Genomic DNA, 13,141 nt, shown 5'->3' with positions numbered 1-13,141 from the left:
TCCTAGCGGGTCAAAAGTTTGGTGAAAGCCATCGAGTTGGTCTGGCCAAAGCCCATCAGATCCGCGCCCCATCCGGTCGAGGGGTCGTAGACCGAGAGGCGGCCGTCCTTGCGGGCGATGATCGTGACGGGGCCGGTGAGGTCCACGCCATGCTTGGCGCGCTCGCGGTCAAGAACGCGGGCGACACCGGCGATAAATCCACCCTCTTCGGGCGAGAGATTGGCGATCAGGGTGCCATTGGCATCCAGAACCGTCGCCGCCCCGCTCATGTCGCCGCTCAGAAACACATGGCGTTCCAGCACGATTTCACTGTCGGGCGGGGTCGCGACCAGCGGCGCATCGGTGAGGCGCGCGTAGGTGACCAGCGCCAGCACCGCCAGCACCAGCCCCAGCATCGCGCGGATCATCATGCGCGGCACGAGGTCGCGATCTGGCGGAGCTTTATACCTTGGGGCGCTTGTATCGGTCATGTCATCGGCTCCTGTCTATTCCGCCGCCATGGCACGCGCGGGCGCGCTGCGCATGATCTTGGGCGTGGCGATGCGGGTCTCCGCCGCTTCGGCCAGCATCTGTGCAACTTTGGCGGCCTCGGGAATACAGCGCAGCGCAGGCTGAGTGCGGCGCATCACCCAAGGGCGCACATGCGGCCAGCAGACCAGATAACTCAGCTGGGTCTCACCCATCAAATCGAGCGCGATGGTGCCGGTGCCGCCACGCCCGAGCTTCAAATCGGCGCGTCCGACCTGCGTATAGGGCAGGTTGAGCGTGACCGTCAGCGCCGCCCCGATCCGCATCGCAACGCGGCGGTTGGTGATCGTATAAACCGTGGCGCGCGCTTGAATGTAACCGACCAACATCAGCATCAGGCACACCACCACGCCCATGATCAAGAGCGGCGAGGCGGCGGCAAAGGCCCCTATGAGCGGCATCTGATCCATCAGGGTCACGAACCGCCAGACGGCGAGCACGACGAAATAGCCCGCAACCCACGGCAGGCTGAGCGACTCAACGCTCAGTTGCCACCAGTCGGGTCGACCTTGCCAGAGAATACGCTCGCCGTCTGGCGGTGTCTCTGGAAGGCCCTTTACGGGTTCAAAGGCGAAATCGTCGTGGCTCATGGCTTCGGTCCTTATCCCAGCAGCGGCTCTTGCCGCGCTTCACTGGCGTAGAGTGTCCCACCGCCGTAATAGGCGCTGATCTTGTCTTCTTCGAGCAAGGTCACCTGACGCGGCGAGGCGTGGTGCGGCACGCCCGCGAAATGCTTGCCAAAGATCGAGCGAACATTGACGCGGTCGGATTTGATCCGGGCAAAGGTCATCGGCACCAGTCGCTTGCCTTCGCCAAACGGGGCCGCCAGATCAATCTCGAGATAGCGCACCAGTTGCTCGGGCTCGTCGATCCACATGTCGCTGATCTTGCCCACGATCTCGCCGTCACCGGCATGAACCGCAAGGCCGCGGGGATCGCGGCCAGCGGCCACGACGAAATGCTCGGTCGCAGCCATTGGCACGATCTTGGGGTGGCCGTGGCCATCCAGTTCCGGCACATCGCGGCGCGGTGCCCAAGAGGCGGGACCAACACCGTCAACCATCGGATCGCCAGTGGGCGCAAACGGAAACCCGTTGCCCGCCGCGGTCTTTTCCAGCGCCAGATCGGTGCGCTCGGGGTTCTGCCCCGAGGGCACCGTCAATTCACCCCGTCCATGCGGCAGCTTAAAGGTCTTGTCGCCGGGCAGCGGAAACAGCCCTTGATTGGCCGACGGCCTGCCGTCGTCATCCTCCAGCGGATAGCCTTCCCGCATGTTCTCGCGCTGAATGTAAAAGATCAGCAGCGCGAAAAACCCATAGAAAAGCCAAAGTGAGAGGCTCGCGAGATCGAAATTTCCAAAGAACGGCTCGGTCATGTCAGACTCCTTTCGAGCGAACGCAGGTCATGTGGGGAAATCGGCCAGCCCGATGCGGCCGCCCCCGGATTGTGTTGTGCTGCCGGATTGCTTGAACCGCACCAGCGGTCCCAAAACGGCCAGGGTAATGAAAAGCAGGGCAATTTCCCCGTGATAGACCACCGAATAACCGGTGGCTGCTGTGCTCAGCGCCTCGCCCATCTGCCCTGATAGGGCCAGATGATTGACCGCGTCGCGCACGCCGCCGCCAATCGCGATCGAGAGCCCCGCCGCCGTGGCCTGTGCGGCCCCCCAAGCGCCAAGTGCGAGACCGTGCCCGGCCATGCCGCCCGCGGCCAGCGCCATGGCGGCGGTCAGTGTGGATACCGCAAAGAGTCCGCCACCGAGACCAATGAGACCAGCCCCGGCAAAAAACAGCGCAGGTGCCTGCATCGGCGCGGCAAAGATCACGGTGGAAAAGGCGACAATCCCGATCAAGAGGCCGGTGCCTGCCATCCGATAGGCATTGGCCCCCCGCAAGAGCGCGCGTCCCGCAAGCGCAAACCCCATGAGCGCGCCGATCGCCCAAACGGCGGTCAGCATCGTCGTGGATGACACCGAAAGCCCTAGGACTTCACCGCCATAAGGCTCCAGCAGCACATCCTGCATGTTGAAGGCCATGGTGCCAAGGAACACCACCGCCAGCAAACGCCCTGCCGTGCCCCCGGCCATCAGGTCGGCCCAGGCGGCACGGAATTCGGGGCGTGGAGCCTCGCGTTCGGCGCGGCTCATCGGGTTCAACTTTTCCTGTTTCCAGAGCGCCACAAGATTCAACAGGATACCAGCCAACGCCGCGCCCTGCACCACGCGGATCAGCGTGAAGGGCGCGAAATCCCGCAAGAGCCAGCCGATCACGATGGCCGAAATCGCCATGCCTAAAAGGAACATGACGTAAAGGAGTGCCACGACGCGCGGCCGCGTCTCATCCGTGGCGCGGTCACTGGCCAGCGCCAAACCGGCGGTCTGTGTCATATGAAGCCCAAGGCCGGTCATCAGAAAAGCCAGCGCCGCCAACACTTCGCCCGCCCACGTCGGGCCGACGACCTGTTGGCCCGACAGGACCAACAACGCGAAGGGCATGACGGCCAGCCCACCCATCTGCCAGAGCGACCCAAACCAGAGATAGGGAATACGCTTCCACCCCAGCGCCGAGCGGTGTGTGTCGGACCGAAACCCCATCAGCGCCCGGAACGGCGCGATCAGCACCGGCAGCGCGATCATCGTCGCAACCACGAGGGCCGGCACCGAAAGCTCCACGATCATCACCCGGTTGAGCGTGCCCAAAAGCAGCACCGTCGCCATCCCCACCGACACCTGAAAGAGCGACAGGCGCAAGAGCTGCCCAAGCGGCAGACCCTCGCTTGCCGCATCTGCAAAGGGCAGCCAGCGCGTGGTCAGCGCCATAAGGGGGGAGGGGCGGCGCATGCTCATCCCAGCACCTCCATCGCCTGAGAGATATAAAAGCCCGATGTCACCCGCTCTAGCGGTTTCAAACTGCATGTGCTGCCCGCGTAGCGCAGCGCCCGCAGCAGCCGCGCCGACGAATGCGGCACCATGCTGGGCGACCGGTCGGCGCGGGGAAAGAGCTTGCCCATGCGCCACATCGCCATCAAGAGCGGCGTGCGCGGCGCCACGGTAAAGATCACCGTGCTTTTGGTCCGCGCCGCCAACGCATCAAGCGCCCGCGCCAGATCGGCCTCAGTGTAATAGATCAGGCTGTCCATCGCCATGACGTGATCGAACACCCCAAGGGCCGGATCGAGCATGTCGCCCGCGTGAAAGCTGACATGCGGCGCCAGCGTCTCCGGCAACCGCCGCCGCGCCACGTCGATGAGGGCGGGCGAGATATCGACCGCCATCACCTCGGCGCCGCGTGCCGCCAGTTCCGCCGTCATCTGCCCCGCGCCGCAGCCCGCATCGAGCACCCGCAGACCACGCATGTCCTGCGGTAGGCACGCCAGCATCTGCGCGCGCATCGCGTCGCGACCGATCCGCACCGTCTGGCGGATCTTCGAAACCGGCGCATCCGACGTCAGCCGCTCCCAGACCTGGGTCGCGGTGCGGTCGAAATAGGTCTCGACCCGGTCGCGCGTCTGCGCCCAGTCATCCTGGGGGGCACCAAGGGCCGGAGGCGAGCTGAAGTCACGCATCAATCGAACCCCAGCAATTCAAAGATGTCGCGGTCTTCCATCGGCGCGGGGGCCAAGGGATCGGTGCCGTTCCAGAGATGCTGCGCCAGCCCTGTGTAGATGTCGCGCACCATCTGCACCTCGTCATCCAGCTCCATCTCGAACAGCGTCTTTTTCTTGAGACGCGAGCGGCGGATGGCGTCGATATCGGGCATATGCGCAATGCGGTTGAAGCCCACCACGTCGCAATAGCGGTCCACCTCGTCCGTATCCTTGGACCGATTGGCGACACAGCCCGCCAACCGCACCTTGTAATTGGCGGATTTGGCCTGCACGGCGGCAATGATCCGGTTCATCGCATAGATGCTGTCGAAATCATTGGCGGTGACGATGAGAGCGCGATCCGCGTGCTGCAACGGTGCCGCAAAGCCACCGCAGACCACATCGCCCAGCACGTCAAAAATCACCACATCGGCATCATCGAGCATGTGATGCTGCTTGAGAAGTTTGACCGTCTGGCCGACCACATAGCCGCCACAGCCGGTGCCGGCAGGGGGGCCACCAGCCTCGACACATTTCACGCCGCCCCAGCCCACGGTCACGAAATCCTCGGGGCGCAATTCCTCGGCATGGAAATCGACGCTCTTGAGAATGTCGATCACCGTCGGCTGCAACTGACCCGTCAGGGTAAAGGTGCTGTCATGCTTGGGGTCGCAGCCGATCTGCAACACCCGTTTGCCCATGGCGGCAAAGGCCGCCGAGAGATTGGACGAGGTGGTCGATTTGCCGATCCCGCCCTTGCCATAGACCGAGAACACCTTGGCGCCTTCGATTTTCATATCGGCGTCCTGATGCACCTGCACCGATCCCTCGCCGTCCTGTCCCCTCAAGCTGGGAATGTCGTCGCGCGGGCTCATGTTGTCCTCCAATCGGCTTGCGCCGTGATGTTGTGTTTCATCGTTCCCGAAATACTCCGGGGGTGTGGGGGCTGGCCCCCACGCCGGCACTCGTCACATGTGCAAACAGTCGTCATTCTGCGGCCACCCCTTCCATACGGTCTTCCATTGCCGCCGCTGCGGATTGCAGGGCGGCGAGGGTCGCGGCATCGGTCTGCCAATAGGCGCGGTCATGCGCTTCGAGCAGGCGGTTCGCCATGCGCGACGAGGCCACCGGGTTGAGATCGCTCAACCGCTTGCGCATCACCTCATCGAGCACGAAGGTTTCGGAAATCCGCTGATAGATCCACGGCTCCACCTGTCCGGTGGTGGCCGACCAGCCCATCGTATTGGTCACATGCGCCTCGATCTGGCGCACGCCTTCGGCCCCATGGCGCAACAAACCCTCGTGGAACTTCGGGTTGAGCGAGCGCGAGCGTGTCTCCAGCGCCACCTGATCGGCCAGTGTGCGTACGGTCCCGGTGCCGCGCGTGGTGTCCGAGATATAGATCACCGCTTCCTTGCCGCCGCGCGCCCGGCGCACGGCGCGGGAAATGCCGCCCAGCGTGTCGAAATAATGGTCCACCGTGGTGACACCCAACTCGACCGACTCGAGGTTCTGATAGGCCACTTCGACCCGTTCCAGCGCCGCCTGCAACAGCGCGCCCTGGGCGGTCGCCTTGCCGTTGACGCCGTAGGCAAAGCCCTTGCGCGCCTGATAGGCATCGGCCAGCTCGTCCTCGTCGTCAAAGGCGGAACTGTCCACCATCTGATTCACATTCGAACCATAGGCACCCTCGGCATTCGAGAAGACCCGCAGCGCTGCCGCCTCGAGATCACACCCGGTTTTGGCCATTTGAGCGCGCACATGGGCGCGGATGAAATTCATCTCGTCGGGCTCATCGGCCTGTGCGGCCACCAAGGCCGCTTCGGCCAGCATCCGCGTCTGCAAGGGCAGCAGATCACGGAAAATGCCCGAAAGCGTCATCATCACATCAATGCGTGGGCGGCCCAGCACCTCGAGCGGGATAAGGTCCGCACCGGAGAGGCGTCCAAAAGAGTCAAACCGTGGCTTTGCCCCCATCAGCGCCAGCGCCTGCGCCATCGGCGCACCGTCGGATTTTATATTGTCCGATCCCCAGAGAACCAGCGCGATTGAACGCGGCAGGCTCTTATGCGTGTCGAGCAGACGCTGTGCCTGCCGCGCACCATCCCGACAGGCGAATTCAGTGGGCATGCGGAAGGGATCGAAGGCATGGATATTGCGGCCCGTGGGCAGAATATCCGCCGAGCGGATCAGGTCGCCCCCCGGCACCGGCGCGGTGAACCGCCCGCCCAGCGCATGCAGCAGGGCGGGGATCTCCGTTTCCTGTTGCAGCATCAGATCAACCCGAGCGCGCGTTTCGGCATCGGTGCTGTCCATGATCGCAAGATAGCCCGCCCGCGCTTCGGCGCTCATGGGCCGCCCCAGCACATGCATGCCCTCGGGAATCAACGCCTCTTCGGTCTCCAGCAGTTTCAGCCAGAGCGTATCCGGCTCGCGTCCGCCCATATCGACCACGATCGCTTGGTCCGCAATCAAGGCGCGGAGTTCGGCACGCTCGGGGGCGTCCCCGGCCATCTCGCGCCAGCGCTTGAGACTGTCCTTGAGTTCCGCCAGACCCTTGTAGAGACCAGAGCTTGCCAGCGGCGGCGTCAGATGCGTGACCGTGACCGCACCGCTGCGCCGCTTGGCAAGGCTCGCTTCCGAGGGGTTGTTGGACGGGTAGAGATAGACATTGGGCAAATCGCCGATCAGGCGGTCGGGCCAGCAGCCCGCGCCCGGCCCGGCCTGCTTGCCCGGCATGAACTCCAGCGCGCCATGCATCCCGAAATGCAAGAGCACATCGGCGTTAAAGCTGTTCCTGAGCCACAGATAAAACTGTGCAAAGGCATGGGTCGGGGCAAATCCGCGCTCAAAGAGCAACCGCATCGGATCGCCCTCATAGCCAAAGACCGGCTGCAACCCGACGAACACCTTGCCGAATTGCGCGCCAAGGATAAAGACCCCGCGCCCGTCCGATTGCACCTTGCCGGGGGCCGCCCCCCATTGTGCCTCGATCTCGCGCAGCCAAGGCGTATTGCGCACCATATCATCCGCGCCGACATGCGCTGCGATATTGGCCTCCTGGCCATATTGGCGCGCACTGCCTTCCAGCACGGCGCGGCGCAGATCCTCGACCGTTTCGGGCGGTGTCACGTCATAGCCCTCAGCGGCCATGGCATGCAGCATGTTATGGAGCGATTGGAACACATCGAGATAGGCCGCCGTGCCCGCAGCGCCCGCATTGGGTGGAAAGCCGAAGAGCACGATGCCAACCCGGCGTGCCGCCACCTCTTGCCGCCGCAGATGCGCAAGCCGCGCCACCCGCCGCGCGAGCACGTCGATCCGCTCATGGCAGGGGGCCATCGCTTTGGCTCCATCCCCTCCGCCGGAGCACCGATGCGCGCAGCCGTCACAGGCCACATCGCCGTGCCGTCCCGCAAAAACGGTCGGGTTGGTCGCCCCGTCAATCTCGGGCAGCGCGACCAGCATCGTGGTCTCGATCGGCCCCAGACCTCCCGCAGACCCGGCCCATTGCGCCAAGGTCTGAAACTCCAGCGGATGGGCGGCCACATAGGGCACGTCAAGGCGGCTCAGCAGATCAACCGCCGCCGCGCTGTCATTATAGGCCGGTCCCCCCACAAGGCTGAACCCGGTCAGCGACAAGAGCGCATCGACGCGTCCCTCAAAATACCGCTCGACCGCCGGGCGTCCATCCAGACCCGAGGCAAAGGCCGGGATCACCCGCAGGCCGCGCGCCTCAAGCGCCCGGATCACCGCGTCATAATGCGCATGATCGCCCGACAACACATAGCTGCGCATCACCAGCAGGCCGACCGTACCGCTTGCCCCTGCGGGCACCGGCAGGCGCGCGGCATCAATCGTGATCCGCTCCGGCAAATCGGGGTGATACACCCCAACTTCGGGATAATCCTGCGGTGCCGCAACGCGCAATCCGCGCCAGCGGGCCTCATGGCCATAGCGCGACATGAGGAACCGCAACATCGCCTCGATATTGTCATCCGACGTGCCCAGCCAATATTGCATGACCAGAAACCACGCGCGCAGATCCTGCGCCTTGCCGGGTATGAATTTCAGAATACGCGGCAACCGCCGCAGCATCTTCATCTTCTTTTCGCCCGACTCGACCGAGGGCTTGTCCGACCCGCGCAACCGCTTGATCAGTTTGCGCGCCCCGGTTTCAGGAGCAGCCATATCGAGCGTGCCCATGCGTGTCAGCTTGACGATCTGCGCATCGGCGATGATACCGATCATCGCGTCGCAGTGATCCCGCCGCGCTTGCAGGTCGGGCAGGATCGCCTTGAGATGTTCTTCGAGAAAGAGCAGGCTCACAAGGATCAGATCACCGCGCGCCACATCGGCGCGCGCAGTCTGCAAAGCCTCGGGGTTTTCGCCCCATTCGGCGGCGGCATGCACGCTCAATGTGAGACCGGGAAATTCCGCCGCCATCCGTTCGGCCACCCGCGCACAGGCCCCTGCGGCATGGGCATCCAGCGTCACGATCACGACGCGGTAGGGGGCGGCAGGGGTCAGATCATCGCGCATAATGTGCCTTTGCCTCATAGAGCGTCTCGATCCCGATCTCGCTCAGTCCCTTTTCCGTCGCGAAGATCTCGGTGTTGCGCCGGGCCTTGCCGCGCACGAAGAATGGGATTTTCTTGAGCTCGCGCTCGGCATCCGCCAGCCAGATCACCACAGCGGACGCTGTTTCCTGGGGCACACTGGCCTCAGGGTGAGAGGGGGCTGACCCTGCGTCATTGGCCACATGCTGCCCGCCATGGTGGCTGGCGCCTGCGGCGTCGTGGAATTCGAAATCGTCACGGAACATATGCAAGAGGTGCTCTTCGAGACCCATCACGAGCGGATGTACCCAAGTGTCAAAGATCACATTGGCCCCCTCGATCCCCATCTGCGGGGAATAGCGGGCCGGGAAATCCTGAACATGCACGGGGGCAGAGATTACGGCACAGGGGATGCCCAGCCGTTTGCCGATCATCCGCTCCATTTGGGTGCCAAGGATCATCTCTGGTGATGCGGCCTCGATCGCGGCCTCGACCTCGAGATAGTCGTCGGTGATCAGCGCCTCGAGCCCATAGGCCTTGGCCAATGCCCGAATGGGCCGCGCCATCTCGCGGTTGTAACAGCCAAGCCCCACCACCTCGAACCCCATCTCGTCACGGGCAATGCGGGCGGCGGCGGCGGCATGGGTGCCATCGCCAAAGATGAACACGCGCTTGCCCGTCAGATAGGTGCTGTCGACGCTGGCCGAATACCAAGGCAGACGCAAACGCTCTTCATCCATCGCTTGAGGAACGCCCGCCAGAAGACTGACTTCGCGAATGAAATCGCGGGTGGCACCGACGCCGATAGGAACGGTTTTGGTAAAGGGAAGACTCAATTCCCGCTCCATCCAGCGACAGGCGCTCTCGCCAGTCTCAGGATACATCAGCACGTTGAAATGCGCGGCCCCAAGCCGGGCGATATCCGAGGGGGACGCGCCATAGGGAGCCACCACATTCACCGCGATGCCCATATCGGCCAGCATGCCGGTCAGTTCGGTGATGTCGTCCCGGTGCCGGAACCCGAGGGCGGTCGGGCCGATCAGATTGCAGCTTATTTGCGCGGTTTTCTCGACCGGCTTGGCCAGCGTGCGGGTGATCTGAAAGAAGGTTTCATCCGCGCCGAAATTTTCCTTGCGCTGATAGCTGGGCAGTTCCAGCGCGATGACCGGCACCGGCAGGCCCATCATTTCGGCCATGCCGCCGGGGTCGTCCTGAATCAGTTCGGCGGTGCAGGAGGCACCGACAATCATCGCCTCCGGCTGAAACCGGTCATAGGCGGCCTGACAGGCGGTCTTGAAGAGATTGGCGGTATCGGCCCCAAGGTCGCGCGCCTGAAAGGTGGTGTAGGTCACGGGCGGGCGGTGGTTGCGCCGTTCGATCATGGTAAAGAGCAGGTCGGCATAGGTATCGCCCTGCGGTGCGTGCAGCACGTAATGCAGCCCCTTCATGCAGGTGGCGACGCGCATTGCGCCAACATGCGGCGGGCCTTCATAGGTCCAGAGCGTGAGCTTCATGATGCTGCCCCCAGTTTGAGAGCCGCGCGGCGGCGCATCGGGCGCGAGAAGAGCCCTGCGAGATCGCCTGCCTGTTCGTAGAAATGCACCGGGGTAAAGACCAGCTCGATCGCCCATTTGGTCGCCAGCCCCTCGGCCTCGAGCGGGTTGGCAAGGCCGAGACCACAGACCGTCAGATCGGGCTGTGCGGCGCGGCACCGGTCGAGTTGACGCTCGACATCCTGCCCTTCGGTCAGTTGCGGGCCTGCCTCGAGCAGGTCGAGATCGGGGCCGAGGATGTTCTTGTGCAGGAAGGGTGTGCCCACCTCGACGGCGCGCATGCCACATTCGCGGGTCAGGAACCGCGCCAGCGGGATTTCAAGCTGGCTGTCCGGGAAGAAAAAGATCGACTTGCCGCGCAGGCTCTCGGCGGCTTGGGCGACGGCGCGGGTGGCGCGGTCGCGCGGGGCGGCGGTGACACGCTCGAATGTGGCGTCATCGACGCCGAATTCATCGGCCACGGCGCGCAACCAGCCGGTCGTGCCCTCTGCGCCAAAGGGGAAGGGGGCCGGGATATGCCGTGCGCCCCGCCGTTCGAGCGCGGCCAGCGTATCGCCAAGGAAAGGCTGCAAGAGAGCAAAGACGGTATTCGGTCCAACGGCCACCGGATCATCTGCACGGCGCGCGGGCAGAATGGTCACATCCGTGATCCCCATTTGCGCCAACAGATCGCGCGCCTGATCCTCGACCACATCGGGCAGCGCGCCGACCAGCATCAACTGGCGTGCGTCGGTTTCGGGCAGGCCCGGAACCATTGAGGCCAGACAGGCATCCTCGCCTTGGGTAAAGGTTGTCTCGATGCCCGAACCGGAATAATTCAGCACCCGCACATGGGGGGCGTGCTGCACGCTCAGCTTCTCGGCGGCGCGCGCGAGATCGAGCTTGATGACCTCAGACGGGCAAGACCCCACAAGGAAGAGTTGCCGGATATCGGGGCGGCGCGCAATCAGGCGGCCAACTTCGCGCTCCAACTCGACCTGTGCATCGGCGAGACCGGCAAGATCGGTCTCTTCCAGAATGGCGGTGCCGAATCGTGGCTCGGCAAAGATCATCACGCCAGCGGCGGATTGCAGCAGATGTGCGCAGGTCCGCGAGCCGACCACCAGAAAGAACGCATCCTGCATCTTGCGATGCAGCCAGATGATGCCGGTAAGTCCGCAAAACACCTCGTGCTGACCGCGCTCGCGCAGGACCGGGGCGTCGCGGCATCCAGTGCTGGGGGGCGTGTCGAAACTCATGCCGCTTCCCCCGCCTGAAGGCGCGCCATGCGCAGCTTCCACAGGAATTGTCCGGCGTTGATGACATAGGCCGCGTAGGCCGCCAGCGCGAGACCCATCAGACCTTGCGGTGACAGCGCGTGGGTCCATAGCGCCCAGAGATAGGCGGTGTGCAGGGCGATGACGCCAAAGCTGAAAACATCTTCCCAAAAGAACGCAGGTGCAAAGAGGTATTGCCCGAACACGACCTTTTCCCAGATCGCCCCTGTCACCATGATGAGATAGAGCACTCCGGTTTTAACAACGATCGACCCGGTGGCGACCGCGAACCCGTCGCCCGTGGCGAGATAGCGCAGCACCAGACCCAGCGAGACCAGAAAGACGAGAAACTGCACAGGCGCCAGAATGCCCTGTACAAGCGTCCAGGCCGTAGCATCGCGGCGCATCCGCTCTGCGGCGGTGTACAGCGTCCCGGTCGCTTGTTGATGATGCGCCTGTCGCGCCATATCCCCTCCGGTCCTGTCTGGTCACTTCTCCTTGATGCTACGATTTGAAGTCCAAATGTGTCAATTATAATTTACACTTTAATCGGCCGCGCATCTGTCATTCTCGCTGGACGCACCTGATCCCTATGGCATTCAGGGGTAAAATTTAGGCAATAACGCACGCCTCAGGCCTTGCTCACAAGGAATATGAGGGGATTACAGGTGCATGTACGATTTATCAGGACGACCTGTCAGGATAATTTGACATTTGACGTTTGTAGACGCACACTAAATCAGACGGAGCAGAAAACGCGCCGACCTTTTGTTCCATGTGCGATTCGCAGTATAGCGGCACGCAGAGGATCGTGGGACAGCAGGGTCGCCTGGGAGGGCAACGCATGAGAGAACCCGACGATAGTGGGTCTGGTCCGCAAGCATCTGGAATTAGGTTTCTCGTCGAATCTGCCTTGCGCAAGGTGGCGCTCGACAAGCAGGGCGGGGAAATTCCCAAGAGCCGGAGCGAGTGGATTGCCAGACTCTGCGCCGCGCTGACAGATGAATCCGAGGCCGCGCATCAGCGCGTGGTTGCGGCGATGGTGGCCAATGGCATTCCATCGAATGAGATATATCAGAGTTACGTGCCGGACGCGGCGCGCTTTCTCGGCGAAATGTGGGTGCAGGACAAGGCCAGCTTTGTCGATGTCACCGTAGGGGCGGCGCGCCTTCAAGCGCTGTTTCGGTCGCGCGACGCGGCGGATCTCGGCGGGTGGATGGATCGCAGCATTCCCTTGGGCCAATCGGTCCTGATGATCGTGCCGACGTTCGAGGACCACTCCATCGGCGCATTTGTCGCAGCGGATCAATTCCGGCGGCATGGCATTTGGGTTCATATGGCCATCGGGCTTGAGGATCAGGAGTTGCAGCACCTTCTGGGCTCAGGCAGATTTGCAATGGCAGGTATTACCGCAGGAAGCGCAAAAACGCTTGAACGATTGACAGAACTAATAGATTACCTACGTTCTAATCTGGAATACTGTCCGCCAATCGTCATTGGGGGGCGCCTTGTAGATGAGCCGAGAGAAGTGGAAAAGAGGACTGGCGCGGATTTTGCAGTACGGACAGCACGGGAAGCGATTGAGCTGTGCGGTCTTGCATCAGTGGTTGACGCGTTATCAATCGACACCAGTGCGTAATCCGCGCGCCTCGCGCGCGAG

The 13,141-nt window shown here is 63.1% G+C and carries 11 protein-coding genes; 1 reads left to right on the top strand and 10 read right to left on the bottom strand.

The window, feature by feature from the left end; all coding sequences use genetic code 11:
* Positions 1–2: 2 nt before the first annotated feature.
* The 10 genes from puhC to bchF all read right to left on the bottom strand — a co-directional run bounded on the left by puhC (position 3) and on the right by bchF (position 11,948).
* Positions 3–470, bottom strand: a complete 468-nt coding sequence (puhC, locus tag ACSSVY_RS11830) for a photosynthetic complex assembly protein PuhC (RefSeq protein WP_454269756.1) — start codon at positions 468–470, stop codon at positions 3–5.
* A 15-nt stretch (positions 471–485) separates the two neighbouring features.
* Positions 486–1,118 (bottom strand): photosynthetic complex putative assembly protein PuhB, encoded by a 633-nt coding sequence (puhB, locus tag ACSSVY_RS11825; protein WP_454269755.1) that lies wholly within the window; start codon positions 1,116–1,118, stop codon positions 486–488.
* A gap of 11 nt (positions 1,119–1,129) precedes the next feature.
* On the bottom strand, positions 1,130–1,903 hold the full coding sequence (gene puhA / locus ACSSVY_RS11820; protein ID WP_454269754.1) for a photosynthetic reaction center subunit H: 774 nt from the start codon (positions 1,901–1,903) through the stop codon (positions 1,130–1,132).
* A 27-nt stretch (positions 1,904–1,930) separates the two neighbouring features.
* Positions 1,931–3,373, bottom strand: a complete 1,443-nt coding sequence (locus ACSSVY_RS11815) for an MFS transporter (RefSeq protein WP_454269753.1) — start codon at positions 3,371–3,373, stop codon at positions 1,931–1,933.
* A complete protein-coding gene (bchM, locus tag ACSSVY_RS11810; RefSeq protein WP_454269752.1) occupies positions 3,370–4,092 on the bottom strand; it encodes a magnesium protoporphyrin IX methyltransferase in 723 nt (240 codons plus the stop codon). The genes ACSSVY_RS11815 and bchM overlap by 4 nt, the downstream gene beginning before the upstream one ends.
* Positions 4,092–4,988 (bottom strand): ferredoxin:protochlorophyllide reductase (ATP-dependent) iron-sulfur ATP-binding protein, encoded by an 897-nt coding sequence (gene bchL, locus ACSSVY_RS11805; protein ID WP_454269751.1) that lies wholly within the window; start codon positions 4,986–4,988, stop codon positions 4,092–4,094. Before bchL ends, bchM begins: the two co-directional genes overlap by 1 nt.
* A 112-nt stretch (positions 4,989–5,100) precedes the next feature.
* Complete coding sequence (locus ACSSVY_RS11800) at positions 5,101–8,655, bottom strand: magnesium chelatase subunit H (RefSeq protein ID WP_454269750.1); 3,555 nt, start codon at positions 8,653–8,655, stop codon at positions 5,101–5,103.
* The gene (gene bchB, locus ACSSVY_RS11795) at positions 8,645–10,186 is read right to left on the bottom strand and encodes a ferredoxin:protochlorophyllide reductase (ATP-dependent) subunit B (RefSeq protein ID WP_454269749.1); all 1,542 of its coding nucleotides are present in this window, start codon (positions 10,184–10,186) and stop codon (positions 8,645–8,647) included. Before bchB ends, ACSSVY_RS11800 begins: the two co-directional genes overlap by 11 nt.
* Positions 10,183–11,463, bottom strand: coding sequence for a ferredoxin:protochlorophyllide reductase (ATP-dependent) subunit N (locus ACSSVY_RS11790; RefSeq protein WP_454269748.1), 1,281 nt, complete (start codon positions 11,461–11,463; stop codon positions 10,183–10,185). Before ACSSVY_RS11790 ends, bchB begins: the two co-directional genes overlap by 4 nt.
* Positions 11,460–11,948: a 2-vinyl bacteriochlorophyllide hydratase gene (bchF, locus tag ACSSVY_RS11785; protein WP_454269747.1), complete on the bottom strand. Its 489-nt coding sequence runs from the start codon at positions 11,946–11,948 to the stop codon at positions 11,460–11,462. Before bchF ends, ACSSVY_RS11790 begins: the two co-directional genes overlap by 4 nt.
* A 377-nt stretch (positions 11,949–12,325) precedes the next feature.
* Between bchF and ACSSVY_RS11780 the strand changes: the two genes are divergently transcribed.
* On the top strand, positions 12,326–13,120 hold the full coding sequence (locus ACSSVY_RS11780) for a cobalamin B12-binding domain-containing protein (protein WP_454269746.1): 795 nt from the start codon (positions 12,326–12,328) through the stop codon (positions 13,118–13,120).
* The last annotated feature ends 21 nt before the right edge of the window (positions 13,121–13,141 follow it).

The organism is Roseovarius sp. MBR-51 (assembly GCF_053628575.1).
The sequence above is the reverse complement of the archived record's forward strand: the minus strand, read 5'-3'. Positions and strand labels throughout refer to the sequence as shown.